General features: G+C 59.2%; 30 protein-coding genes. 1 reads left to right on the top strand and 29 read right to left on the bottom strand.

Features of this window, described 5'->3' with window-relative positions:
• The first annotated feature begins 116 nt into the window (after positions 1-116).
• Complete coding sequence (locus tag BN3002_RS00655; RefSeq protein ID WP_058236134.1) at positions 117-1,145, top strand: virulence RhuM family protein; 1,029 nt, start codon at positions 117-119, stop codon at positions 1,143-1,145.
• A gap of 138 nt (positions 1,146-1,283) precedes the next feature.
• On the opposite strand, the gene BN3002_RS00650 is transcribed toward BN3002_RS00655, so the two are convergent.
• From BN3002_RS00650 to BN3002_RS00520, 29 genes are all read right to left on the bottom strand, one after another.
• Entirely contained in the window at positions 1,284-1,838 is a 555-nt protein-coding gene (locus BN3002_RS00650; RefSeq protein WP_058236133.1) for a DUF2746 domain-containing protein, read from the bottom strand.
• Positions 1,835-2,200: a hypothetical protein gene (locus BN3002_RS00645; RefSeq protein WP_058236132.1), complete on the bottom strand. Its 366-nt coding sequence runs from the start codon at positions 2,198-2,200 to the stop codon at positions 1,835-1,837. Before BN3002_RS00645 ends, BN3002_RS00650 begins: the two co-directional genes overlap by 4 nt.
• 2 nt (positions 2,201-2,202) lie before the next feature.
• Complete coding sequence (locus BN3002_RS00640; protein ID WP_058236131.1) at positions 2,203-3,033, bottom strand: CHAP domain-containing protein; 831 nt, start codon at positions 3,031-3,033, stop codon at positions 2,203-2,205.
• A gap of 177 nt (positions 3,034-3,210) precedes the next feature.
• Positions 3,211-3,468 (bottom strand): hypothetical protein, encoded by a 258-nt coding sequence (locus tag BN3002_RS00635; protein WP_058236130.1) that lies wholly within the window; start codon positions 3,466-3,468, stop codon positions 3,211-3,213.
• Positions 3,469-3,479: 11 nt separating this feature from the next.
• Entirely contained in the window at positions 3,480-4,094 is a 615-nt protein-coding gene (locus tag BN3002_RS00630; protein WP_058236129.1) for a hypothetical protein, read from the bottom strand.
• Positions 4,091-5,137: a hypothetical protein gene (locus BN3002_RS00625; RefSeq protein WP_058236128.1), complete on the bottom strand. Its 1,047-nt coding sequence runs from the start codon at positions 5,135-5,137 to the stop codon at positions 4,091-4,093. The genes BN3002_RS00630 and BN3002_RS00625 overlap by 4 nt, the downstream gene beginning before the upstream one ends.
• A complete protein-coding gene (locus BN3002_RS00620) occupies positions 5,134-7,359 on the bottom strand; it encodes a fibronectin type III domain-containing protein (protein WP_058236127.1) in 2,226 nt (741 codons plus the stop codon). The genes BN3002_RS00625 and BN3002_RS00620 overlap by 4 nt, the downstream gene beginning before the upstream one ends.
• Entirely contained in the window at positions 7,360-10,770 is a 3,411-nt protein-coding gene (locus BN3002_RS00615; RefSeq protein ID WP_058236126.1) for a tape measure protein, read from the bottom strand.
• A complete protein-coding gene (locus BN3002_RS00610; protein ID WP_154955678.1) occupies positions 10,763-11,092 on the bottom strand; it encodes a DUF5361 domain-containing protein in 330 nt (109 codons plus the stop codon). Before BN3002_RS00610 ends, BN3002_RS00615 begins: the two co-directional genes overlap by 8 nt.
• 41 nt (positions 11,093-11,133) lie before the next feature.
• Positions 11,134-11,418: a hypothetical protein gene (locus tag BN3002_RS00605; protein ID WP_058236124.1), complete on the bottom strand. Its 285-nt coding sequence runs from the start codon at positions 11,416-11,418 to the stop codon at positions 11,134-11,136.
• Positions 11,419-11,539: 121 nt separating this feature from the next.
• Entirely contained in the window at positions 11,540-12,100 is a 561-nt protein-coding gene (locus BN3002_RS00600) for a phage tail tube protein (RefSeq protein WP_058236123.1), read from the bottom strand.
• A 14-nt stretch (positions 12,101-12,114) separates the two neighbouring features.
• Positions 12,115-12,477 (bottom strand): hypothetical protein, encoded by a 363-nt coding sequence (locus BN3002_RS00595; RefSeq protein WP_154955677.1) that lies wholly within the window; start codon positions 12,475-12,477, stop codon positions 12,115-12,117.
• A complete protein-coding gene (locus BN3002_RS00590) occupies positions 12,467-12,700 on the bottom strand; it encodes a hypothetical protein (RefSeq protein ID WP_058236121.1) in 234 nt (77 codons plus the stop codon). The genes BN3002_RS00595 and BN3002_RS00590 overlap by 11 nt, the downstream gene beginning before the upstream one ends.
• 3 nt (positions 12,701-12,703) lie before the next feature.
• Positions 12,704-13,042 (bottom strand): hypothetical protein, encoded by a 339-nt coding sequence (locus BN3002_RS00585; protein ID WP_058236120.1) that lies wholly within the window; start codon positions 13,040-13,042, stop codon positions 12,704-12,706.
• Positions 13,029-13,427, bottom strand: coding sequence for a Gp19/Gp15/Gp42 family protein (locus BN3002_RS00580; protein ID WP_058236119.1), 399 nt, complete (start codon positions 13,425-13,427; stop codon positions 13,029-13,031). The genes BN3002_RS00585 and BN3002_RS00580 overlap by 14 nt, the downstream gene beginning before the upstream one ends.
• 2 nt (positions 13,428-13,429) lie before the next feature.
• Positions 13,430-13,570 carry a DUF7302 family protein gene (locus BN3002_RS11065; protein ID WP_157843493.1) on the bottom strand — a complete coding sequence of 47 codons (141 nt, stop codon included), beginning with the start codon at positions 13,568-13,570 and terminating at the stop codon, positions 13,430-13,432.
• Entirely contained in the window at positions 13,557-14,492 is a 936-nt protein-coding gene (locus BN3002_RS00575) for a phage major capsid family protein (protein ID WP_058236118.1), read from the bottom strand. The genes BN3002_RS11065 and BN3002_RS00575 overlap by 14 nt, the downstream gene beginning before the upstream one ends.
• Positions 14,493-14,512: 20 nt before the next feature.
• Positions 14,513-14,971, bottom strand: a complete 459-nt coding sequence (locus tag BN3002_RS00570; RefSeq protein ID WP_058236117.1) for a hypothetical protein — start codon at positions 14,969-14,971, stop codon at positions 14,513-14,515.
• A gap of 155 nt (positions 14,972-15,126) precedes the next feature.
• The gene (locus BN3002_RS00565) at positions 15,127-15,390 is read right to left on the bottom strand and encodes a hypothetical protein (RefSeq protein ID WP_058236116.1); all 264 of its coding nucleotides are present in this window, start codon (positions 15,388-15,390) and stop codon (positions 15,127-15,129) included.
• A gap of 15 nt (positions 15,391-15,405) precedes the next feature.
• Complete coding sequence (locus BN3002_RS00560; RefSeq protein ID WP_058236115.1) at positions 15,406-16,641, bottom strand: VG15 protein; 1,236 nt, start codon at positions 16,639-16,641, stop codon at positions 15,406-15,408.
• 6 nt (positions 16,642-16,647) lie between these two features.
• Entirely contained in the window at positions 16,648-18,060 is a 1,413-nt protein-coding gene (locus BN3002_RS00555; RefSeq protein ID WP_058236114.1) for a phage portal protein, read from the bottom strand.
• Positions 18,057-19,550, bottom strand: coding sequence for a terminase large subunit domain-containing protein (locus tag BN3002_RS00550; RefSeq protein WP_074026131.1), 1,494 nt, complete (start codon positions 19,548-19,550; stop codon positions 18,057-18,059). The genes BN3002_RS00555 and BN3002_RS00550 overlap by 4 nt, the downstream gene beginning before the upstream one ends.
• Entirely contained in the window at positions 19,519-19,827 is a 309-nt protein-coding gene (locus BN3002_RS00545) for a hypothetical protein (protein ID WP_257525351.1), read from the bottom strand. The genes BN3002_RS00550 and BN3002_RS00545 overlap by 32 nt, the downstream gene beginning before the upstream one ends.
• A 21-nt stretch (positions 19,828-19,848) precedes the next feature.
• A complete protein-coding gene (locus BN3002_RS00540) occupies positions 19,849-20,184 on the bottom strand; it encodes a hypothetical protein (RefSeq protein ID WP_157843492.1) in 336 nt (111 codons plus the stop codon).
• 469 nt (positions 20,185-20,653) lie between these two features.
• Positions 20,654-20,980 (bottom strand): HNH endonuclease, encoded by a 327-nt coding sequence (locus BN3002_RS11460; RefSeq protein WP_074026129.1) that lies wholly within the window; start codon positions 20,978-20,980, stop codon positions 20,654-20,656.
• A 58-nt stretch (positions 20,981-21,038) separates the two neighbouring features.
• Positions 21,039-21,800 carry a hypothetical protein gene (locus BN3002_RS00535; RefSeq protein ID WP_058236112.1) on the bottom strand — a complete coding sequence of 254 codons (762 nt, stop codon included), beginning with the start codon at positions 21,798-21,800 and terminating at the stop codon, positions 21,039-21,041.
• Positions 21,801-21,859: 59 nt separating this feature from the next.
• Entirely contained in the window at positions 21,860-22,204 is a 345-nt protein-coding gene (locus BN3002_RS00530) for a hypothetical protein (protein ID WP_058236111.1), read from the bottom strand.
• 52 nt (positions 22,205-22,256) lie between these two features.
• Positions 22,257-22,631: a hypothetical protein gene (locus BN3002_RS00525; protein WP_058236110.1), complete on the bottom strand. Its 375-nt coding sequence runs from the start codon at positions 22,629-22,631 to the stop codon at positions 22,257-22,259.
• On the bottom strand, positions 22,628-24,106 hold the full coding sequence (locus tag BN3002_RS00520; protein ID WP_257525350.1) for a DEAD/DEAH box helicase: 1,479 nt from the start codon (positions 24,104-24,106) through the stop codon (positions 22,628-22,630). Before BN3002_RS00520 ends, BN3002_RS00525 begins: the two co-directional genes overlap by 4 nt.
• Positions 24,107-24,211: the final 105 nt, after the last annotated feature.

The following is a 24,211-nucleotide window of genomic DNA, read 5'->3' as shown; positions in this document are numbered from 1 at the left end:
GAGGGAGCACTCTGACTCTTTAATTATGATTAGTAGTCGACGTAGTATGAGGCGTTTGTTGTTGGGTGACTATAAGCCACTCATTATCCGTTCAGTACTCATGAGGAGGGAGCATCATGACCGCAAAGGACAATAGCCGCGCCGATGAGCCAAACGGACAGATGCTTATTTATCAGAGTTCCGAGGGTACCAAAAGTATCACGGTCAGACTCGAAGGCGAGACAGTTTGGCTCACGCAACAGCAGATGGCAGACCTTTTCCAAAGCTCAAGGTCTAACATCGTTGAGCACATCGGGAACATCTATGCCGAGGGCGAACTCGATGAGGAGACAACCTGTCGGGATTTCCGACAGGTTCGCCGTGAGGGAAGCCGTAGCGTAGAAAGGTCACTACCTCACTACAACCTCGACATGATTATTTCCTTGGGCTACCGGGTCAAATCAAAGACTGCTACGCAGTTTAGGCGGTGGGCGACCGAGAAGCTGAAAGAATACCTCGTCAAGGGTTTCACCCTGGATGATGAGCGACTCAAGGGTCTTGGTGGCGGATCATACTGGCGTGAGCTTCTCGAACGGATCCGCGATATCCGCTCGTCTGAGAAAGTCATGTACCGGCAAGTACTAGACCTGTACGCTACGAGTGTCGACTACGATCCTAAGAGCTCGGAATCGATCGCTTTTTTCAAGATGGTTCAGAACAAGTTACATTACGCCGCGCATGGGCACACAGCGGCGGAAATCGTTCACGAGCGCGCCGATGCCTCCAAACCATTCATGGGATTGACGACTTTCAAAGGCAGCCAACCCACACTTGCAGAAACGAAGGTTGCCAAGAACTACCTGACAGAAGATGAACTAAAGGTGCTCAATCGCCTCGTATCCGGTTATTTCGATTTTGCCGAAGTCCAGGCTATGAATCACCGTCCGATGCATATGAGCGACTATGTCGAGCATCTTGACAAAGTTCTAATGGCAACTGGACAGCAGCAGCTTCAAGGAGCCGGAAGAGTCAGTCACCAGAACGCGATTGACAAGGCAACCGCTGAATACCGTAAATATCAAGTCCAGACACAGTCAGCAGTCGAGAGCGACTATCTCGAAACCATCAAAGGAATCGAATCGAAAGCCAAAAAGGCCGTTCAATGACCGTGCTGGCCTCGTCAGTGCCCCAGCCAAGACGCGGAGCATGAACCGACCTCCGCTAGGACACACAAAAAAAGAACAGCGCCACCCGCCGGGAAATGTCATCCCGTGGGTGGCGCTACTCTACGTGCGTGCCGTGTGTTACTTGTTCATGTCGGGGTGTAGTTTCCGCACCGTCTCATCAACCTCGGTAAACCGCTTTTTAGTTTCACTGGCGAGGTCCCTGACTTCCTGCTTCGTCTCATTCACCCTCGAGTGCAGCAGCTCCCGGTCGCGCGTCGCGTTCTCGGTCGCAGACCGCAGGTCCTGACGGATGCCCAGTACGCGTTCTTCGCTTTGCTGGTCGCGCTGGTGCTGCTCGTGCTGGGCTTCCCGCGCTTGCCTGTCCTGATCCGACAGCGAGGCTTTGATCTCGCTGAGCTGCTGTATAACTTGGCCTGAGAACTCGTGAAACTCACCGGACAAGCGGTCTAAATCGTCTCTGAGGTTCATGTCGTGATTATTCGCCACCTGCTCGTGCGTAGCGTCTGCCGTGTGTGCGATGCCGGTGAGGCGGTCCTCGAATTTGCGTGTGATGACCTTGACGATGGCTGTGATACCACCGAGTAGGGCGACGATGAGGGCGATCAGTCCGGCTCCGACTTCTGGGGCTGACAGGGCGACAGCGACCGTGTCCGGCATGGCTGTCATGCTCATACGCGACCACCTGGCCTGTCGTCCTGGGCGAGGTGTTTGGGCCGGTATGGTGCGCTGTCTGCGTTTTCGCCGCCGGGTGTGACCCTGCCTACCCAGTCGATCACACCAATCTGTTTGAGGATCGTGAACGCTGCACTAGCCGCGCCGATCACGACACCGGCTTGCGTGCAGAAGATGCGCCATGACGCGGGGTAAGCGCCCGCAGCCCACACGAGCACCCCGAGCAGAATCCCCGCCACCAGCACAATCAGACGACGCCTGTTTGCCGTCCACTCAGGGCGGTCGAAAACCGCCTGCACCAGCGGCCAAAGAAAACCGACCAAGCCACACGATATTAACGGATCCAGATTCAACCCGAGCATGTTCATTTCCTCCCTAGCTGACGATTGATTGCACGCTGCATGGCGCGCACAGAGTCGGCACCGATATACCCGTCCACGCTCACCTTGTAGTACTGCTGCAGCCCACGGGCGAAAGCCGGTCCCGCGATCCCGTCAGGTGTGACGCCGAATGCGCGCTGTAGCTTGATAATCAGCTGGCTGCCCTGGGCGCTCTCTCCCTCCCACTGCCAGCCACTGCCAGCCCACGCGCAGGCCGGGAAATACTGCATGTTCGGCGCATACTGACTGGAGATAATCCCGTCGATCGGCGTGCCATTAATACGCTGCAAGGCGCGCGTCGTACTCTCGCCCCACCAGCCGTCAACAGCCAAAATCCCAGCCGGCACCACCGGACGCGCCGCACCCGAATAATTGGGACGGATCACGGCAATAATCACGGAGTGATCGCGTACACGACGCTTGACGCGCCCGCCATCAGTATTGCCCTCAATGGTCTGCATCTTGTAGGAGTAGGGGATCTCGCAAAAGCCCACGTGGTCAGCCACGCCATCGGAATCCCAGTCGAAGCAGACAATGTCCCCAGCCCGCGCCTGAGTGACACCAACCAGCCAGCCGCGTCGGCGCGCCTCAACGATCATGTACGGCACGTACGCGTAGTCGAAGTCCGTAATCCCGTTTGCGCGCAGGCAGTATGTTATGAACATTGCGCAGTAGGGGACACCGCTCGTCCCGTAGTAGTCGCCGTGGCTGGCAGCGAATGCCCGCCCGTACTTCGTGCCCTCCAGAGGGTCACCAAAACGCCAGTATCCGACCTCGCCGGACGCGGTGGCGAGAACCTGTAGTGCGGTTGCCATCAGTATTCCACCTCCACGATTTCGGCCGTGTCGTCCGGCGTGCTGGTCGCCGTGTCACCGTGCTGCATCAGCGCGTCGTATTCTTTTTCGTCTGGCTGCACCGTTTTCCCCTCTCTGCTTTTTGGGCATGATGAAAGCCCGGTCACGTTACTGTGCCGGGCTCAGTAATGCGTGTGTTTATGGGATGTTCGCCAATACGAGCTGTTCTCTGGCTTCCCTCTCCTGCCGCTCCACGGCAGCGGTTTCCACCGCGTCGCACATGGCCGCGATCAGCGCGTCGAAAATACCCCCGGCCTGCACGTATTCCACTGCGAGGCGCGCGGCCTCACGCTCGGAGCGGGCAACCGCTTCACGGCGCTCTTGCTCCATGCGGACGGACTCCTGCAGCCCGGCGAGGACTTCCTCACTCACCGTGTTCAGCGTCAAATCAGCCATCACAGCCCCCTCTATTTCTTGACTGGCATGTACACGCACGACAGGGGCACGAACATCCCGGGGCTGCTGTCAATTGCGGTGAATCCTTGCACGGCGATCACACCCGCACCGCTCATGTACAGCTCGGACGCCTGCCCACGGCTCGTGACACTACTGCCGATAAACTGCGTGCCCACCGGGCGTAATGCGGCGTCCGGCAGGGTCACGAGGCTGCTCAAATACCCACCGACACGCCGTTCGACGGCTCCGCTGATGATGACGAGGTCACCCCACCTGCGGTACCTCGGCGTGTGCCCCGACACAGCGCTCCACCCTGATGACACGGTGAGCGGCCGCCAATCCGTACTCACAATCTCGTCAGGCATTTTCGGGATCTCCGGCAGATCAGGACCACGAAGCGCGCCCATAATGATCGCCCGCCGGTTCCACACCATGACCATCACACGCCTACCGGCTGGCGGCATGACCAGCGCGTCCACAGCCCCGGCCAGAGGCTCCGTCATGCCGTCCAGGCGTACTTGCAGCGGGTTCGTTGCCGTGACTGTTGCCCACTGAAACGAGGGCGTGAGATCCACGCGCGCGGACAGGCGCGCGATCGTCGATACCAAATAATCCAAGCCGATCACAGGTCCACAACCTCCCTAATCGTCGTCTTCGCCAGCGCTGTCGGCTCCAAGCTCATGCCCCATTTCTGCACCACGGCGCGCGCTCTCACGCCCTGCGAACTGAATTCAACCGCGCTGTTGGGTTCGATCGGGACCGGCAAATGCTGAAACTCGATCGACGCTGACGGCGTGGAACGGTCGATGAGGCGGCGGTTCGCCAAATCATCCAAGACCTGCTGCGTGGCTGCTTCCACGCCTGTCTCCACGTACGTGACCCACCGGCCCCTGCGAGCGTAGCTGAAAGGCGAATCAGGACTGGTGTTCGTGGCTGTAGCTGTGCGCGCGGGCTTGTCGCCCTCAGCCTGACCCACCATGACCACGCGGTTGGGCACGCCTGTCAAATCCTGATCCCTGCTCCACGACGGCAGGTGAATACTCGCGCTGCCCTCACTGAACGTCCACGTGACTGGTCTTTGCGCTGGTTTCACGTACGGCTCCACGCGGAAAACCCCGCTACCGTCCACCCACAACGACCAGTAATTAATCGAATCGAGTAGATCGTTGATGATCGTCAGGACAGGCGTGCCTGCGTCCCACACCATCATGCCCGTCGTCCTGTCCGCGCTGTGCGTGATACTCACACGGTCCTCACCGGCACCGGTGATGAGCTGCTGCACCGCGTCGGTGACGAGCGCACCCTCACGCAGACTGTACGGCCTGTCCACGCAGTCCTCGTCCAACACCGTCAGCTTGGACAGGAGGTCCACGTTCCACGACCTCCCACTACCCGACACGGTGACTGTCGGCGCGGACAAGAGCCACACGCCCAAAGGCAGCGTCTCGCCGGTAGACAGCGTGTATGACAGCCTGACGCGATCGGACAGCCAGTCTATTTTCTGCCCCGTGTCACGCAGGGCGAGCTGGCCAGATCCCCTGAGCCGCGTCGTACTCGTGAACTCGATGCTGCCGCCCGTCACGCCGTCCAGCGTGCCGACCAGGCGGTCACGCCGCGTGAGCAGGTCAGCGTGAATGCTGGCTTGCCGGTGAGTGGTCCACGCGCTCATTGTTCGACCTCCACCAGCTCACACGAGATGTCCCAGCACACGCCGCCCGTACCCCGTTTCAAAGTCGGTGACCCCATTGCCGCGTAGATGCGCACGCCGTCAGGATTCCGGTAGCACACCGGGCCCGGCGTCAATGCGACCCTGTCCACGTCACGAGGCGAACAGTTCGTGTCATCACCGGGGATCAGGCGCGCCGCAAGCTGCCACGACCGGTCCACGCCCGTCCCGTCGACCATTACGCGCATCGTCCTACCCGCGAACCGGTACGTCTCCCTGCCCGGCAGGGAGGGCGTGAAGCTGACTTCCGGGTTGTACGGGAGGCGGATCGCGTCCGCGTAGCCCGCTCCCGCACCGATCCACATGGCCCCACTGTCCGCCTCAGCGTCCACCACGACGGTGCTGGAGGATGGGAGCGCGCTGGTAGCCGTCACACGGTACCGGGTGGTCCCGGTGCTCAGGCACTCACTATCCGTCACAGTTGCCTGTACTGGCAGGCCGTCCGCAACTAGCTCCCACGTGCTCCCGCCGTCCACCGAGCGTTCCACCGTGTTGCTCACCGTCTCGGGCTCGCCTGCCGGGTTCATGATCTGCACACTCATCATCCCCGACTGCTCATCCCACGACGTGGACACCACCGGCACTGGTGGTTGAGCGTATTTCACCTGCACAGTCACAGTCGCAGTGTCAGACCACAAGCCGCTCTCAGACCTGGCCTGCACGGTGACACGGTATGAGTGGCCGTCCAGCACGGTGCGACGCACCGCGTAGCGCGACACAGAACCCTGCACCACAGCAGTATCCAGCACGCTCCCGTCAGCCGTGTCGGTCACGGTGATGCGCGCACCAGCCTGCCCGGAGCCCTGCTCCTGCAAATACGACCACTCCACGCTCAGCTTGGACCGGTCAAAAACCCCAGCCCCCGGCGCAGTGACACTCACAGCAGGACGATTCTCCACCGTGAACCCGCTGACCGCGCTCCACGGGGACGCGCCGGCCTCCATGCCCGGCTTGTACGATCCCCACGACCGGGCCTGCCACTCCACACGGCCAGCACCAGACAACGCCAGCCGATACGACTGGCCGCTGCTCTTCGTAATGCTCGTGGTATTCCACGACCCCCCAGCCTGCCTATACCTGATCTGGTAGTAGGACTGCGTGGACGCGTCAGCAGGATTATGACGCCACGACAATCGCGCCGCCTCGTCCTCCAGTGGCACAGTCACACCCGACGGGGACAAATCCTGCGGTGCGTACGGCCTCGCCAAGATAGCCACAGTGTTCGACGGCGCGGACCGCGAGGACTCCAATTTCAGCCCGGCGGTCACAGTATTACGCGGCGCGTTCGCAGTCCACGCAGACACCGTGTACACGTGCGCGCCAGTCGCAGACGGCGACACGTGCGTCCACTCACGCACATCACCCGCAGCGTCACCCACCTTGACGCCGTTATCGTAGACAGTGAAACCCGTGAAATAGCCCGCATAATCCGGCACGCTCCACGACACGGTAATATCACTGCCGGTCTTCACCGCCCGCACACCCGTTGGCGGCAACGGGCGAGTGTTCACCGGACCAGCCCACACAATCGGCGACCAGCCCGCATCGTTATACGCCTGCACGTCATATTCCGTGTGCTCGCCAACCGGCGCGTTCACGTCATCCCACGTTTTCACGTGCCACGGGACGCGCGCCACGTACTCCCAGCGCTTCTCACTGAGCTTCCACCGGCGGATCGACACACCATCCCACGGGTACAGCCCGTCCCTACCCGTATAGTCAGTCGACCACGACACTCTCGTGAGCCCGTCACGCTGCCACGCAGCCAAAGGATCACGAGGCGGGCGGGGCGGCTCGTACCCGCGAGCGCCCACCACGTGAGACCGCGACACACTCGGGGTGCCACCATTCCACACCGGGCCCGTCGACGCACTAAAAGTCACCGTCTGCTGGCGCGTACTCGTCGGGATCGTCACCTCACGACGCGCGATCTCCTTACTCGTCCACCCATCAACAGGCGACGAAAACGAATACCCCTGCGACCCAGAAATCCTGCCGCCCATGCGCAGCGTGTCACTGAAATTGTGCCCGTACCCGGCAGCCCGAATGTAATACACGACCGTCAGCGTCACACTCTGAGTACGAGGACCCACCGACCCTGGCGAACTGAGCACGTCAATACCCAGCTGCAAATACCCGGACGTGCCACCCCACACAACAGCCACTTATGCCACCCCAATCGCATCCCTGACCGCAGGCCGCAACCCACGATCAAAAAACTCAGCCACATCCGCATACCGCCGCAAATCATCAGCACGGAACGACACATTCACCACATACGAATCACCGCCAGCAGCCAGTGCAGGCTGCCCGGCTCCAAACGCTGCAGCACTGACCGACAAACCCGGATTAATCGGAGACTCCAACTGCTTGCGCGCGTCCTCCAGCACTCCGAAAGCAGCACGCTTCGCCATCCACGCATTGTCTTGAATGCCTTGGGCGAAGGCTTTACCGATGGACTGACCGGAATACAACACCCAGCCCTTACCGGAGAAGGGGCCTTCCTTAGCGGGGGAGAACGGGAACAGGTTACGCACCTTGGACAGCGCGCCGCTCACCCAGCTGGTCACATTTCCCCACGCGGATTTAATACCGCCTAGGAAGCCGCTCACGATCGACGCGCCACTATTCCACAGCATGGAGCCAACATTGCCCAACCCTTGTAGCACTTTGCCGGGAATGCCAGCCGCCGTAGAAATAATCGACCCGAACATGGAGACAATACCCCTGATCAGAGACGTGATAATCTGCACGCCTGCTGAGAGAATCTGCGGCAGGTTCTGAATGAGTGCCGTGACGATCGAGATAATGATCTGCGGGACCATTGCAATCAACTGCGGCAACGCGTTCGTCAAACCGGTAATCAGGCCGACAATGATTTGTATTGCCGCGTCAATGATCGCTGGCAGGTTCTGAGCCAGAACCATGACGATGGTAGTGATGATCTGCGGGATCATCGCCGCTAATTGCGGTATCGCCTGCACCAACCCGTCAATCAGACTCATCAATATTTGCAGGCCGCTTTCAATGATCATCGGCAGCATGGACACGATCGAACTAATGATCCCCGTGATGACCTGCAAGATAGCCGGGATAATGATCGGAATCGCCTGCACAATCCCCTGAATGAGTGATTGCAGCAGCGTGATCCCTGCCTGCAGCAGCTGCGGCAGCAGCGTCGTGATCGTTGTCATGATCGTCGTGATCACTTGCGGCAGCATGGCGGCAAGCTGAGGCAAAGCCTGCACAATACCGTCAATCAGACCAGTCAGGATCTGCACGCCGGTATTCCACAATTGTGGCAACGCGGTTGTCAGAGCCATGGCGATCTGCGTGATAATCTGCGGCACTGCAGTGGCTAGTTGTGGTAGCGCGGAAAGCAAACCATCCGCCAACCCCTGCAAGATCGACATGCCAGCCGTGACAAAATCCCCCATGTTCGAGGTGAGAGCGTTGACCAGGCCGCCGATCAGGTCACCAGCAGCGCCCACCAGCAGCCCAATATTCGACGCCAAGCCATCCGCGAGCGAGGCCAACAGTTCCACGCCAGCAGCCACCATTCCGGGCAGTTCCGCGCCAATACCGCTCACCAGAGTGGCGATCATCTGCGCCGCCATGCTTAGCAGCTGCGGGGCAGCGCCTGCCAGCCCGCTCACCAGCGTGGTGATCATCTGCCCGGCCGCCTGCACGAGGCCGGGAAGCGCTGCCACTATTGCCTGACCGACCGCCAGCACCAGCTCCACACCGGCATTGAAGAACTGCGGGATCGTCGTAGTCATAGCCGTGGTGGCCTGTGCGAGCATGCCGGGAATCTTCCCAGTAATATCCGCAATAACCGTGGTGAGTTCCCCACCCGCCTGCGAGGCGAACGCGCCGATACCAGCAATCAAACCAGCGAAAATAGCGCCGAAAGCGAAAAGCTTCAGGAAGCGGCCGGGGCTGAAAAACGAAGCCATCGACGAAAACAGGCCGCTGGTAGCGCCCTGCAATGCTCCGCCCACTTTCCCCATTCCTGACTGCACGGCAGGAGCCAAAGGAGCCAGAGCAGAGGACACTTGAGGAGCAACCTGCCTGAACGCCCCGCTCACGCGGCCAAGCGGCCCACGCAGCGAAGACACAACACTATCGACCTTCGAGCTCAGCGAGGTTGTCGCGGCCTCGAAACCGATGGAGAGGGTCGCACCGCCACGCATCACCGCGTTCTTGACCGGCACCCACGCGTCAGCCAGCTTGGACGATAATCCTCCAGTGTGCTGTGCGAGCCCGCCGATAGCCTGACTGATCCGACTCTTCGCAGTGCTCACACCACTCGACAGGTTGATGCTGCCGAGCTCTTTATTAATCCCACTGCCAAGCCCGCTCAACGCGGACGTGTCAAAGCCTTTAGGCACGCGTAGGGAAGACAGGGCGCTACCAATGGACGGCAAAGCATTTTTCAGCGTGGACGCGTGCTTTTTGACCGCACTGAAAGAGGCTCCCACACGCTTCGGTAAGCTATCAAAAACACTGAAACTGCCTTTAAGACCATCAACCTGACTGATCAGGCCCGAAATAAACTCCCACTTGGAGCCCACGGCGATAGCACCAGCCAGCAGGCCGAACCCAGCGGCCATTTCACCCAGACGATCCTGCAAGCTCTTGCCAGTGGTGTCCGCGTCTTTCACCGCGCTGATGAAAGTGGCGACCTTATCGTGAGCCTTACCGATTTCCCTACCGAAACCGTTAATAACCTTGACGATGTCCTCGTACCCGATGGCGTCAATGATTTTGGCTTTACCACGAGCAAGCGCTGTTTTGACGTTCTGTAGCGCGGTCGAGATGCCAGCGGTCGCGTCAATCGCCTGCTGCGAGAAAGACGCATACCCCGCCAGCCCGTTCTCATTCAGGTCAAGAAGCGCCTTGTTGAAGTCATCAAAAGTGACCTCACCGGACTTCATGGCCTCATACAAGTCCATCGAATTGTGACCGACACCGAGAATAGACTGCGAGAGCTGATCCATCTGTCCAGGCATCGCCGTGACCATACTTCGCCACGCTTGCATGTCGACCTTGCCGACCGCAAGCATCTGCGAATACTGCTCCAGCGCGTTCGTCTGGATATCCATGCTCTTGCCGCCCGCCAACACAGCGTTATTCAACGCGAGCGACAAGTCCGTGGCCTCCGACAAGCTACGCGTGAGCGGTGCGAACTTCTGGGTCACACCCGCCAAAGCGTCAACACTGGTGGGTAGGCCGATGAGTTTGTCACTCATCTTCTCAATCGCCGCGCGCGCCTCCGCTGCCGAGTACCCCATGTTCTTCATCTGCTTAGGGAACTGCGACAGGATGTCAGCGCGCTTAATGCCAGCATTCAAACCAGCAGCAAGCGTCCCACCCACAGCGGCGAAAGCCACCGCAGCAGTCTTACCCACAGCGCGGAACGCCCCGCCGATCTTACTGTCAATCGTGCTCGCCCACGCGTCAGCATGGGGAGTAACCTTCAGGCCACTCAGCTCTTTATTGAGCGCCTGGCGGAAGCCGCGAAACGACGGCGCAACGTTAATCCAAGCGGTCCCTAGTTCAACGCCACTAGCCATCGTTCGCGGCCTCCTTTACTTTCTGTAATTCCATATCGAAACGGTCCATGCTCACCGACACGGTTTCACGCTTCTTGTCGTACTCGTCGACACCTGGGCGCGGAATCGGGCGAGGCTTGTTCCTGTTCTTCTGCCCGTCTTGTGAGCGCTGCCAGTTCGCAACCGCCAACTGATCTACCCCAGCGGCCAACAACTGATTCCCCAAAAGACCCCACTGCCAATCCGTAGCGAGCCTGCGGTGTGTCCAGGATTCAGGCTGGCGGATCATCACCACAGCCCAGTCGGCAGCCCTCCGCATCGGAAGCGAGCACCAATCGTCCACGTTGAAGAATCGTTTGAAGTCTGCGGAAAGCTCGCAGGGTGCTACTTGGCTGATTCCTGCGAGCGTGAGGAGTTTGGGGCTGCCGCAGTCATCACATCGGTCAAAAGGCTTACGACCGTGTCGATCGGCACGCGGCCCTTAGCGTCACGCAGCTTCTCGATCACTTCGTCGTGCTTGTCGCCCAGGACGCGACGGATCAGGCTCACCGCTTTCAGAGGGTTGCCGTCCTGCACGTCCGCCATGTCTGCCAGCAGCTCGTAATCGTCGAAAACGTCCGTGTCGATGGTGACTTGGATTCCTGCTGCTGTGATTTTCTTTTTCGCCACAATAAGCCCCTTTTGGTTGTTTTGGCGGCCCCTGCTGGTAACTTCCCTGTGCCTCACCGGTTTTTTCCGATGGTTGGGTGGGAACGTGCAGGGGCCAGAAACGCTCCCACCCAAGTCCTACCTACTTAGCGGACGAAATGTACTCGTACGCCGTGTTGCCTTCCGCGTCGGGAGCAGCGTGCATGGTGACCTCGTATCCGATCGGGTCACCGTCCTTGTACACAACGTCGCCCACCTCGGTGATCGTGCCGGACGGCACGACGATTCGCTTCATGCGGCCACCAGTCAGGAGAATCTCGAAGACCCACACGCGCGGTGAGAGTTCCAGATCATTATGCTTAACCGAAATCTCGCCACCCGAAGCGGCAGTGACATTCGCTTCCCCATAGACCTCTTTGAGCACATCAGGATCCATCGCCTGAATGAACGTCCATGCGAAAGTCTCATCGCGCGAGGTGCGAATAGTCAGGACAGTCGCCCCGCCCCACGCTTTCACGCCCTCAGAGTCAGCCTCGACCGCGTTGGTCAGCCCCTCCTCGGACACGTAGCCAAGCTTGACGAACTTCGCGTCCAGCTCGCTTGTCGTGCCGGTGGGTGCCGTCGTGCCGATCGGTGCCGCGTTGAGAGCACCGCTCACCAGCGGCTTGCCAGCAGAAACCAGCTGCGTATTATTTCCCGCCATTTTTCGTATTCCTTTCAGGAGTTCATGAGAATGAGATTGAGAGTGAGTTGGTAGCGTGCCGCGCGCGAAAGCGGGTCCGGAAAGTTGTACAAACTGGAAACCGTGCTCGACGCGACACTTTTTTCGAGAGGGAGAACAGACGTGAATAGTGCGGCTAGCTGGTCGGCAAGGATCATGGCTTGCGCCCGGCTCCCCGCCCACGCCTGAACCGCCAACAGTGGGTGATCCATGTGCAGGCCACGCACACCGCCCACCCGCTCCACCGTGATGAACCGGTCAGGACGCTTCTCCGGCACGTCCCCGTAAGCACGCGCCTTGGTCTGGCCGGTAACGGTCTTACGGTTGAGGAAACTGATAACGAACACTTCAGGAGACACGACACTCACCCGCAGCTTTCAACAGCGTGTTATTCAGGTAGTTGTCGCGCCTGGACTTATACGTCGTGGCCCTGACAGCACCGTGGGGCCGGTCTGTCCAGATCACTGACCCCACATAGCCGTCACCAGCCGCACTCGCGATCCTGCTGGTCGTGTCCTCCACAAGCGGCTGAGTGGTGGCAGCGAGGTTATCGAACTTAATGAACAGTTTGACTTTCCCCACGGCTCACCCCTCCACTGTCTGAACACGAACAGGCATATTCCACCTGCCGGGAGTGTTCGCCAGCGTGTACGGCTTCGGGTCACCAACAACAGTGAATTCCTCACCGCGCACCCTGACGCGTTTATTGCGCAAGCTCCCAGTGAAAGACTTCGGAAAATGCAAGACATACGTGACGAGGTCGCCCTCACCACGCAAGTGTCCGTCCGCATCTTCCAGCCGTCCCGGTGCAACCAGAACGTCTTCAACTGCCTGTTCCGCTCCCCACTGGTTGACCGGCATTCCCAGCTCGTCCACGCCAGCAGATTCCCGGGAAAGGACCGTGACTGTTTCACCTGTGATCATGAGAATCACCTGCCAGCAGGTCCACCTCGAACGCCCTGCCGACACCAACACCGAGGCTCTTGCGCTCGGCTTTCGTCAGGTACAGGTCGCCTTGGGGGTTGGAGTAGGAGAACTGCTGCGAGTATGGTCCTGCGGTGGTCATCATGCTGGACACGTCTCCTCCGGGAATGCTGTCGCTGCCCATTGCTCGGCGCACAACCTGGCAGGAAACGCGTTTCAGCGTGGACTCAGGCAGCTCACGCCACCGTCTGGTGGTGGTGCGGATCAGGTCGGCAGCATCGAGGAGCAGGACCTTGGCTCGTGCCTGCTCCTGTTCGGACAGGCCACGCCACCGCGCCTCCAGATCAGCAACCGTTGCAAACGCTTCTTCGCCCTGCTCCTCCATGCTTATCCCTCTTTCTTAGCTCGACGCGCCGCCGTTTTGCGGGCGGGAACCGGTTTCTCCGGCACGAAATCACTGCCCAGAGTTTTTGCCGTCTCCTCGTCCACGTCCACCAGCACGCCGGTCACGCGATCACGCAGCCTCACCGGAACCGGCCTTCTCGGTCACGATTGCGAAACGCTCGGTGAACGCGTACCAGCCGTACACAATCTCCAAGCGCAGAGCGATCTGGTTCCTGCGCTTCAGGTCACCCTGACCATCAGGGTCACCGAAGCGGATCAGCTCGATCGGCAGCTCACGCTGCACACCCCAACGAATGCCGTTCTGGAAATCACCGAGAATCGCGCGAACCTTAGTGTCCTTAGCTTCAGGCACACCGGAAACCGTGTTGCCCTGGGCGACATTCACGCCCATGAAGCTTGTGACGTTGGTTCCGAATCCGAGCTGCGGGTAACGCAACTGAGAGGTCTCACCAGCACCATCCTTGACCTTGAGGCTGGCGAGCTTCCACGCGAACTTGGGGTCCATTGCCACGCCATTCACGCCCCACGAGGGAGCAGCATTGATGAGGAGGCCCGCTGCCGCACGGAAATCATCATCCGCATCAGCCTTATCGCCTTGAACCTTTTTCGTGGTCGCCGTGATGTAGTTGCTCCACGAGGAGACAGCGTTACCGGTCAAGGGGTTGATGCGGTGGAAAATACCGAGGTCGAGCGCCCTGGACAGTGCGACCTGACCAGCGTCAGCCAGCTCGCTGATTACGCCCAGCTGATAGTCCTCATCAGCCCACTGGACCTCCTCGTTGAATCGCAGGGTGACCTGCGCCTTGTGCGGTGCCACGCTCACAGAAGTGAACCCGCCACCAGTCGAATTCTTCTCCGCGCCCTCTTCCACGAACTCGGCCTTCGGGAAATCATTGAACACAATGACGTCCTGCGAGCCGAAACGCATGGGGGAGCGGGTGGACAGTTGTGCGACGAGGCTGGTCGAGCGAGCCTCCTTCACCATGCCGTCAGCGATTTCGCGCGGCATAAGAACCTTAGCGTCGGTTGTAGAAAAAACAGCCATGACTGGCTCCTTCCTGATTTTTAGTCGCGGCCAAACAATTCGCGCACGAGCCGCTGACCATTAGAAACTGAAGATGATGGTTGGTCGCCTTGGCCTCGCACGACTGGCGCGACAGGGCGACTAGAGATGACTTCTTTGAGAGACTGTGCGTGAGCCTTAATGTCGTCGAGCGTGGAACCACGCAAAACGCTTACCGGGACCCCGGTTTCTTTCGCGACGTCATGTTTCCACTGTTCGATCTGGTCACGCTCCTTGAACTCACTGACCTTAGCTTCAGCCTCTTCAAGCTTGGCCTGCAGGCCGCTCAGCTTGCCTGCCTGCTCTTTGAGCTGGTCGTAGTCAGCGAACTTCCTGCGCTCTCTCACCAGGCGGTTTTCAATGATCCGGTCGAGGTCTTCCTGACTGGTGACCGGCTTGAATCCGCCTGTGTTTTCTGCCCCGTTGGCACCAGTGTTGATGCTTGCGGTTGAATCAGACATGGTCTGTTCCTTTCTTCCCGTTTATGGCTCGTCAGCCTTGTTTGATCCAGCCAATGTTCTCCGGGCTGTTTACGGAGCGCCACAAGTGGGCATAACAAAACCCCGCATGGCAAAGACCAATGCGGGGCAAAATGGGCGAAAGGTTCGCTTCTTACCTACTTGCGGAAGTAAATCTCTTGAAGCTCCAGAAACTCTTCTTCCAAGTAGTCACGTGGGCCGCCAAACTTCTTAAATAGTTCATACAGCTCATCTGACAACTTCGTATCATGGTTGCACAGGACATCTGAAGCTGCCTGACATGCTGCTGAGCCATCAACCTCATACAATGCCTGAAGCTCTCTTGAATCAGGGTCATTTTGGCCTCTGACAGAGTCAACCAGAGCAAAAAGCCCTGACGCAAGTTTGGCAAAATCGTCCATAACGCTAATCTACCATTATTCCAACCCTCTGTAGGCGGTAGTTACGCGCGTGATGCCTTTCTTTACAGAAAATGCAACATATATAGTTTCCCCGTTCCAAGTGCCTACATACAGATTTCGTTTTCCCTCGCTTAATTGTCCTTTACGTAAAACGGCTCGGATTGCTTGAGCTATTTCGTTTTCAGTCCAATCCTCCGGAAATTCCGTTTTATCGTTGAGCCATCCATACCCGTACTCGTGTCCGCCCTGATTATTAAGGTCACCGTAGAGGATATGATTCCATTCTTTAGCCCGCAGCAATGGGAGATCTTCGGGCCAATCGTCAGGCGGCTCTGTAGGTACTGCGGGAGGGAGCCTGTGACGAGGGGTTTCAGGAATCGCCATGTCATCAAGTCGCGATCGAGCCCTGCGTCGAAGCTCGACCATCTGAGAAACTTGCATGGTGCCATCTTTCGATGCACCCTTAATTGCTTTAGCCGGACGCTCTTTGCCAGAGCGACGCGTTTCAATGCTGTCTTTAAAAGTATTCTGGAATTTATGCCTCATAACCATAACAACATGGTTTGCGTTATTGGGATCAAGTCCCTCATCCTCAGCAATTATCCGCGCCGCCTTGTACTGCGCATACAGCGTGTCCGGGTCGTAGCCGGTGATGTGAGCGCTTGTGGCTTCAAACGATGGGACGATCTCGCAGTCGCAGTCATTGTGGAAGGTGCCTTCGACGAAGCCGGCTGTCTCTTTCGTGCGGTACACGAAGCCTCTGGATGCGAGCATGGCGCACCACGCGCACGTGCGGGAGCCGCGAGGAACCCTGGCGTAGCGCGGTTTGGCCGGATCGAGCTCAACGTTCCTGGCCACAGTGTCGCGGCCAGAATACTTAACCCAGGCTTGCACGCACCCCTCCAGTACGCGCCGCACCTGCACAGGGTCATCACCCCACAGCCCGCCTGCAGCCCACCGCACGGTCTCCACAATGGCCTCACGCTTCACGCCACTACTGAGCACGGTCTCGTAAGGTGGCAGGCCTGCGACTTTGCCACGCAGGTTCTCGTACCACTCAGCAGCAGCAACAGCCGCAATATCCCCATAGGTTGCTGCCAGCTGGGGCAGGAAGTCGAGCAGCGCGTCACGCACTACAGTGGGCTGTGTCAGGTCGAGCAGTGCGAAAAACTTGCGCAGGTCGCGTTGTGCCAGGCGAACGATCTTGCGTGTCTGCTTCGAGTAGCCGGACAAGTTTTCGCGTGTCGCCACTGCTCGTCACCCCTCGGATGCTTCAGGGTCTGCCTCGTCTGGCAGCTTGGCGAGACGGTCGAGCACGCCTCCGGCCGCGCTGCGTGTCAGCTCGGTTTTCATCTGCTTGATCTCTGTATTCGTGAACCCTGCCCTGCGCATTCCAACGGTCGTGCCAGCAGCGTCGGGAATAGCCTGCGCAATCTTCACAATGAAATCGGATGCGGCCTGCGGGGACACGTACCGTGCGGGAGTCCAGTTCACGTCAAGCTTCCACGAATCCGCAGGCGGAACGTCCAGGTTGTCACGCACCATCACGATGTCCTCAGCGACTCTGCGCAACGCGGGGCGGAAAATGCCCCACTGATACTCAGCCTCATCACTCAGGGAGTATTCGGCGGCTTGCATGGCTTCAGCCGACGCTGGGTTGTCCCCGAAAATACCCACGCTACTCATCGGCAGGTTCACAGCCGCGCACATGTTCTGCGCCAACTGCCGGTACATTGACAGGTGCGGGTCCATGCTCATCTGCGGGAACTGCCCCACAGTCGGAGCCGAGCCTTCCTCGTTCAGTGTGAGGTTCAGGATGCGTCCCATTGTGGCTGTCCACCTGTCCACGCCCTCGAACGCGTCAGGGTCAGTGCCAACCGCCCACCGCTGCGGGCTGGAGAAGAACTCCGCCGACGTTTCCGTGCGAACCAGCGTACGGATCGCAGCGTCGGTCAGGTAGCGTACTTCACGAGTGATACGCGACCGGCCAAAACGCCTGCCAAGCTGCGGGTCATACACCAAAGGCTCCACCAGTACGCGCCCCGTCCTGTTCGCCATCCGCGCCATGCGCCACACGCCACTCTCACGCGACGCCTGCACAATCGAATCAGGAAAATACAGGACAAACCCAGTCGGAACCGAAGTGAAAACATACTTCACGTCTGTTGGCTCGCTGCGCGTGCTGGTCACTGCGAGCGCCGCGCGCAGCACGCGCGTCCTGGTGTCGAAAATGCCGGTTGTCCATCTGGCTGAGCGTGCCTGCACCATTACTTCGGGCTCGCCGGCCTGCGTGTCGCCGGGCAGGATGGTGAGGAAGGAGCAGGCTTGTTTGTAGGCTGCGCTGATTCCCATTGCGAGTTCGGATGTGAACGCTGAGCGTTCTAGTGTTTCGCCTAGGTCGAATGGGTCGAGGGAGCCGTCGAGTGTGAAGCCTTCGAATTTGTGTTTGCGTGCGAGCATGCTGACGGCTTTTTGTGGCCAGCCCAGGGCGACGCGCACCTGCCGCATCTGCGGAGGAATACTGATCCCCAAATCCTGAAAAGCCCTGTGTCCGTCGTAGTACGCGTCGAGGAGATCATTCTTGAATGCCTTGGACTGGATCTGGTTCCACATGGCGGTGAGCATGGCCTGCTCGCTGCCTGTCAGTTCCTCAAACACCGGTGCGCTCATAGGATGATCACTCCTTTCCCGCCTGTCACTGCTTTCGGTCTGCGTCTGGTGGTTCTGGCTGCCCAGTGCGCCAGTGTGACCGCGTCCATCCCGGCTGCCGTCGCTCCTTCGGGCGCTGCCCACCCGAAGCCGCCCGCGTTGCCGATCTTCCTGCGCACGATCACACCCACCTCGCTCGCCAGCTCATCATCTTTCAAGTGCGAAACCGTGCCGTCTTTGATTGCCGCGTCCATCATCGAATGCGCACTGATCACGTCGTTCACTGTGGGCGTCCAGATCACGCGGGACGGGACACCGTTAGCTCTGAGCCGGTCGATGAGGTCTGCCGCGCCGCTCTTCCCATCGACAACGATCTGCGCCCACCTGTCCTGGTACTCCAACAGGTAGTCCACGATCCACTGCACGCCGTCGCCCATGGTGCGCACACCCTGACGGGTAGCAAGCTCGACGTGAACCTGCTGCGACCTGCCGCGCTCCCTGCCAGCCCTGGCCACACCCACCGTTGCGCCGTCAATACTGAACCTGACGGCCGCGCACCACTTCAACCCGGCTGGGACAGCGGCCGCAGGGATTTCCAGTTCACCCCACCGGCCTGCGTTGATCGCAGTCTGGACGTTTTTACCGTCCCACAGTCCGAGGGCTTCGCGCCGGAAATTATCCACCGACCCGAGCAGCTTCTTCATACGCAACACAGCTGTTTTGCTCGTGCGGTGCGGAAAAGACGGGTTGGCTTTCGCTATCTGACCCCAGTCCAGCTTGCTGCCCTGCCACAACGCTGGGTCAGTCCCATCGTCCGCGCCGAACTCCACATACAGCGTGTCCTTGTCACCGCCTAGCGCGTCGGCGCGCCTGGCCTCGAACACTTCACCCGGATCCTTCGGCCTGGGCGGGGTTCCCATCAGCAGTACGAGCCCGTTTGGTGCCGCGTTCGTCGCAGGAACCATGTCGCTCATGGCGTTCTCGGTCAGGATTTGCGCCTCGTCAAGCACCAGCATGTCGACCTTCGCGAAGCCTCGACCGAACCCGGATTCGCGCGCGCCAAACAGGATTCGTGATCCGTTCTTGAACAGGACGGCCTGCTCGCCGTTCGCCGCACGCACCGCACTCACATATGCGGCCACTTTAGGTTTGCGGCTCATTGACCGCATCGACTGGAACGTCTCATTCGCCGTCCTCGTCCTGTGCGCCGTCCAAATCACCGTCAAACCAGCCTGCAACATGCACAAGGCGAACGCTATCCACCCAACCGTGTAGGTTTTGCCCGTCTGGCGTGGGATGCTCATGACCACGCCGCCCACGCCAGCCGCATACAAGCCGCCCCGACGCTTCGCCAAAATCAAACTGCCCAAACCGTCCTGCCACGTATCAAACGTGACACCCAGCCGTTCGCACTGCGCCCTGACAGCAGAAAACCCAGTGGACTTAATCCCACTGGGCACATGCAGTTCTTTAGCCGCTTCAGATAGTAGAGGGGTCGAACTCCTCGTCACGTGTGTCAATACGACCCCCAGCCTCCGCGTTGTCTTGAGTGTCGATCGCCTTAATCTCCCGAGCAATATCCATCAGCCGCTTCGTCAATGCCGCCAAGTCCCTTGCTGGCGTATCGGGATTTTCAACCGCCCTAGCAACACGGTCACGCATCGCGACCAGCAGTTCACGCGTGGAACCATCCGACGCGGCCTGAGTCACCGACAGTTTCCGCTTAGATCGGCGTTTACGCTTGGGCGGCTCAATGTCCATGCCGCCTACTACTTTCATGCCAGACACAAACACCACCACCCTTGTTGCTTATGTGAATCGTCTGCCTGTCACGCGAATAAACCGCTGCCGCGAATAAAACTCAACACTGACACCATCAACCACACGCCGACTGCCAGCCTGCTCACCAGCCTCCACGAACACATGAACACCATTTCCCGACACGGAACGCTCAACAAACACAACCGGTAAACTCACCGACTCGATAAAGCTGCGTGCCTGCTCGTCCGTCACATGATCTAAATCAAAACACGCCAACCCGCCGCCCAGCATGATGCCAAACCCATCACCCGCGCCACACTGAACATCCGCATACGTGCTCCACGTGTCCGGACGGGTTGACGAAGCCGGACACCCACCAGGCATGATCGGCCTTTTACCATCGCACCGCACCCACGACGTGCGTGACGTCATAAGCGCAGGAAAAGTGGCGCGAGATGCCGCCTTACGGCACCTGTCCCAACAGAACCGCTTCGGCCTGCCAGTCGCCTTCACTTTGAGCGGTTTCCCGCACCACTCACACCTGCGTTCCATGCCACTATTCTACCACGAAACACCCGTTCACCTGCAGTTTGTCCGGAAACTCAAAAAGCCGGACACCACAAACACGACGACCATGCGGAAACCAAGAAAACAACCCAACCAGCCTGAAAGGCGCTCACACAGCCCGCCAGACACGCTCACGGGGATATTCCGCGGGAAGGTGGAAAAACGTCGGGGAGATATTTCGCTATACGCCTTGGGGAGCGCCGGGCGCACCCCAGGGGGCATCCCCCCGGTCTCAACCACAAACAACCCCTACGTTAACACTCGCCACCGCGCCGCGAGCGGCCTTTCACCACTGCGAACTGCGAACAGAACTTTCAATGCGAATTCTCTTCGCTCGAACCCTGCGCGCCCGGCTCGACTTCGCAACACGCCCAGCGCCTTTCGATTGATTACAACGACGACAAAGCACTTGAACGTTCTCGATCGTGTCTTTGCCGCCCAGCGCGTGAGGAACAATATGATCAGCCTCGGCGCTCACTGGTGTGCGACCGTGAGCATAGTCGAGGACCGCGTGGCAGCGTGGGCAGTGTGTGATTCCTGCTGCTTGGGCTTGTCGTTTGGCTTGCGCTGCGACGCGCTTCCACTTGGATGTGCCGGTGCGTGATGTAACCATACTGCGTTTCACAGCCCCGCTAATGGTTTTTGGGCGCACTGCGTCCCGATTTCATCTTTCACTTTATCAAACAATCAGGCATTTGAATAGTTTTCATGCGCGTGTTGACGGCGGCGAGCGGGTAGGTTTTCGGCCGCCCCGCCCTAGGTTCAACGATGCTCCTATGCACCCACAGGTCGATCTGGTTGTCTGTGAGGGTGGGCCAGATAATCTTGAGATCCTGCCGCGTCACATACACGTCTAGGCTGGTGACGTGCTGGAGCCTGACTCTGACAGCCTCGCCTTGGGTGAGATAGAGGCGGTCGCACGTGTTGCACCACGACTGGTCCGTCAGGCCCCTGCGCGTGGGGTACCGGAAGATCCGGCCACCGCACTCACACGTGCCGACCAGCGTGGGCGCATGGCCAGTGAGCCGCGCCACGTGATTGTGGATCATGTGAATCTCAGTCAGCACCGCATCCACATCCGCATAGTGGTCTGCTGCCCAGGGAATGTCACGCTGCAAATCAGCAATCGGACTGTTCGTGGTGTGTGTGCCGCGCTCACTGGCAATCGCACGAGCATACGAGGCGAGGATTTCCAAGGCTCCAACGTGCGTCCTGATACCCGGCCACCCATCATCAGTCTGATCAATCCTGTGGTCTAGCCCGAAGGGCAGGCCGTCATGCCTGGCGCACCTGGCAGGCGTGATCTTTGCTGATCTGGCTCCGTACACGATGGTGGACCGCGCGGTGAGCAGCGGGAGCCATGCGGCTATGTCGGATAGCTCGCCTATGGCTTTGCTGGTTTTGCGCCTGGTTGCTGTTGTTGTCGCGTCCACCGTCGCGTTCCTTTCGAGTTGGTTTTAATTCTTGCAGGTTGATCTGTGTTTTTCGGCTATCAATAGATGATCTTGTATTCACCAATAAATCTCTCGAATGCTTTTGCGAGGCTTGTAAAAACTTCCTGCATAGCTACGATTTCCATATCCCCGCCGGCTTTTAGCTCGAAACAAACGCTGTCCCCAGCGTTTTCATATGGGATGAGCTCGATGCAAAATGAGTCGGCGAATCTTATGGCTACTCGCAGTCTGGAACTATCGCCGCACGCCGGGTAGTCCTCCAGTTCAAACAGGACTTGCGCTGCCCCATTGTTCTGTGGGTAAAGATCGAACAGTGCGGCCTGCTTGCCTTCTGTTTCAAAGTACTGTTCGCTTGTTCCGCCGAGGTCTTCGATTTTAAACATGTCTATTCCGTTCGTTGCGATTGCTGGTTCTTGGATTTCTTGTGGAGAGATTTCACAGGTCTGTGTCCGGCCTACTGCCCGTCAGCAGTGCGACCAGGTCATTGAGCGTCATGAGCACCCACTGTGAACCGGGGTCCGTGACTGCGCGCCGCTTCGCCACGACGATCCCCGCGAGCGCGTCATCATTCCCCATCTCGGTGTGCGCCTCACTGGTCCATTGGGCGGGCAAGAGGCGGCCTCCGTAGTCTTTGGTTTCGATGGTGATGCGCCTGCCCATGTGCCGCACTCCCGTGATGTCGCCTGTGTCGCGCGCTCCGGTGCGCACTTTCCGGTCGATCCGGTCGTCTACCTGCTGGGCGAGGTAGTTGGCGATGGTGCGTTCGAAGCGTGCTCCTGCTTGGCGTGCGCTCCTGTTGGTGCGTGTCACTGGTGGTGTCCTTTCGTGTTGATAATGTCGCGTCCTATTTCAGCGAGCAGTCTGGTCACGCTCGCCCCCTCGGTGTGGATGCTCGCTTCGACGTGGTGATCACTGCCGGGGGTGAGCTGGTCGAGCGTGGCGGCTTTCGTGGTGAGCACCTTGTGGATGATGGGGTCGAGCGTGCCGGGGGCGATCAGTGTGGTGATGGTGACGGGGCTGGCTTGTGTGATGCGGTGGATGCGGTCTTCGGCTTGGGTGACGAGGGCGGGTGTCCATTCGGTTTCCACGAAGAGGGCGTCCTGGGCGCGCGTGAGGGTGAGGCCGACTCCCGCTGCGGTGATTTGTGCGATGAGCACGTCTATCTTGCCCGCCTGAAAGGCGGTCACGGTGGCGTCGCGTTCGGCCTTGCTGGTTGCCCCGTAGTAGGTGCGCACTGTGGCGTGCGGCAGCGTGTGGGTGAGTTTGTCGGCTAGTTGGTGGATGACTTCTGTGTGGATGCACCATACGATGAGCGGGCGGCCAGTCCCCTCAACGTGTGTGGTGATCCAGTCTGCGGCTGGGTCGATTTTGAGCATCCCGGTAGCGTGCCGCATCTGTGAGACAAACTCTTTCGCATGGTCTTGCAATTCGGCTTGCGTGTAGCCTTTGCGCTTGAGTTTTGCCGCCACGTCGCTGAATGCTTTGGCGCGTTGCGTGTCGGGAATGTCGACGAGCTGCGTGTAGCGCGTTTTGGGCGGCAGGTCGGACAGGACGCCTTTTTTGGTGCGCCTGCTCCACACGTGGTCGTTGAGCCTGCGGTGGAGGTCTGGCATGCGCTCGGGGATGGGTTCTGGCGTGCCCCAGTAGTTTTCCCGCGTGTAATACGTTTTGAAATTGGCGGGAAAATAGCTGGTTTTGTCGAGCATGGTGAGCAGTGGGAGCACGTCGAGCGGGCTGGAGACAATGGGCGTACCAGTCAGGCAAACAGTTTTTCTGGCTTTCCGGGCGAGGTGGAGCATGGTGCGAGTGCGTTTGGCTCGCACGTTTTTCGCCCGGTGCGCCTCGTCGTAAATGAGGAGGCCGGGCTGCCAGGCCGCTAGGAGGCGGGCGAGTGGTGTGCGGCTGGTGGCGAGCGTGTCACTGGTGATCACAATCCCACCGGCGGGCAGGCGGCGTGGTGTGCGCGTGCTGCTGGTGATGGTGGTGATTGTGCTGGCTGGCGTGTGCTCTGCGATGCCGCTTCGCCGTGTTTCGTTTTCCCAGTTACTAATAAGGCTGGGAGGGCAGATAATAAGAATTCGGCGCGGTTTTATTATTGCCGCAATTAAAAGAGCTTGGATTGTTTTTCCGAGGCCGGGTTCGTCGGCAATTAATGTGTGGTTTTGGAATGCTGCTCGCACCGCGCCGATTGTTTGATATGTGTATGGCTGCGGGGTAAACCAGTTATTTGAATTCAGCGGGTGTTTTTTATCTTCGACCTCCACGCTGCCGGTCGGTGTTGCCATGATCATATCACGCTGCGCGGCGGCGGGCTGGTGGCTGGGTTGGGAAGCGGGATGCGAGTGGCGGTTTGTTTTTGGGGACGGGTCACTCGTCCGCGGGCCACTCGT

It is taken from the genome of Actinomyces ihuae (genome assembly GCF_001457875.1).
Classification (GTDB): domain Bacteria; phylum Actinomycetota; class Actinomycetes; order Actinomycetales; family Actinomycetaceae; genus Pauljensenia; species Pauljensenia radingae_A.
This window is presented reverse-complemented; position numbering and strand designations above follow the sequence as displayed.

Excerpts from the sequence above, each read along its gene's own strand:
- BN3002_RS00655 (WP_058236134.1), top strand. The coding sequence starts at position 117 with ATGACCGCAAAGGACAATAGCCGCGCCGATGAGCCAAACGGACAGATG.
- BN3002_RS00650 (WP_058236133.1), bottom strand. The coding sequence starts at position 1,838 with ATGAGCATGACAGCCATGCCGGACACGGTCGCTGTCGCCCTGTCAGCC.
- BN3002_RS00645 (WP_058236132.1), bottom strand. The coding sequence starts at position 2,200 with ATGCTCGGGTTGAATCTGGATCCGTTAATATCGTGTGGCTTGGTCGGT.
- BN3002_RS00640 (WP_058236131.1), bottom strand. The coding sequence starts at position 3,033 with ATGGCAACCGCACTACAGGTTCTCGCCACCGCGTCCGGCGAGGTCGGA.
- BN3002_RS00635 (WP_058236130.1), bottom strand. The coding sequence starts at position 3,468 with ATGGCTGATTTGACGCTGAACACGGTGAGTGAGGAAGTCCTCGCCGGG.
- BN3002_RS00625 (WP_058236128.1), bottom strand. The coding sequence starts at position 5,137 with ATGAGCGCGTGGACCACTCACCGGCAAGCCAGCATTCACGCTGACCTG.
- BN3002_RS00615 (WP_058236126.1), bottom strand. The coding sequence starts at position 10,770 with ATGGCTAGTGGCGTTGAACTAGGGACCGCTTGGATTAACGTTGCGCCG.
- BN3002_RS00600 (WP_058236123.1), bottom strand. The coding sequence starts at position 12,100 with ATGGCGGGAAATAATACGCAGCTGGTTTCTGCTGGCAAGCCGCTGGTG.
- BN3002_RS00585 (WP_058236120.1), bottom strand. The coding sequence starts at position 13,042 with ATGATCACAGGTGAAACAGTCACGGTCCTTTCCCGGGAATCTGCTGGC.
- BN3002_RS00580 (WP_058236119.1), bottom strand. The coding sequence starts at position 13,427 with ATGGAGGAGCAGGGCGAAGAAGCGTTTGCAACGGTTGCTGATCTGGAG.
- BN3002_RS00575 (WP_058236118.1), bottom strand. The coding sequence starts at position 14,492 with ATGGCTGTTTTTTCTACAACCGACGCTAAGGTTCTTATGCCGCGCGAA.
- BN3002_RS00570 (WP_058236117.1), bottom strand. The coding sequence starts at position 14,971 with ATGTCTGATTCAACCGCAAGCATCAACACTGGTGCCAACGGGGCAGAA.
- BN3002_RS00565 (WP_058236116.1), bottom strand. The coding sequence starts at position 15,390 with ATGGACGATTTTGCCAAACTTGCGTCAGGGCTTTTTGCTCTGGTTGAC.
- BN3002_RS00555 (WP_058236114.1), bottom strand. The coding sequence starts at position 18,060 with ATGAGCGCACCGGTGTTTGAGGAACTGACAGGCAGCGAGCAGGCCATG.
- BN3002_RS00540 (WP_157843492.1), bottom strand. The coding sequence starts at position 20,184 with ATGCCTGGTGGGTGTCCGGCTTCGTCAACCCGTCCGGACACGTGGAGC.
- BN3002_RS11460 (WP_074026129.1), bottom strand. The coding sequence starts at position 20,980 with ATGGTTACATCACGCACCGGCACATCCAAGTGGAAGCGCGTCGCAGCG.
- BN3002_RS00530 (WP_058236111.1), bottom strand. The coding sequence starts at position 22,204 with ATGTTTAAAATCGAAGACCTCGGCGGAACAAGCGAACAGTACTTTGAA.
- BN3002_RS00520 (WP_257525350.1), bottom strand. The coding sequence starts at position 24,106 with ATGGCAACACCGACCGGCAGCGTGGAGGTCGAAGATAAAAAACACCCG.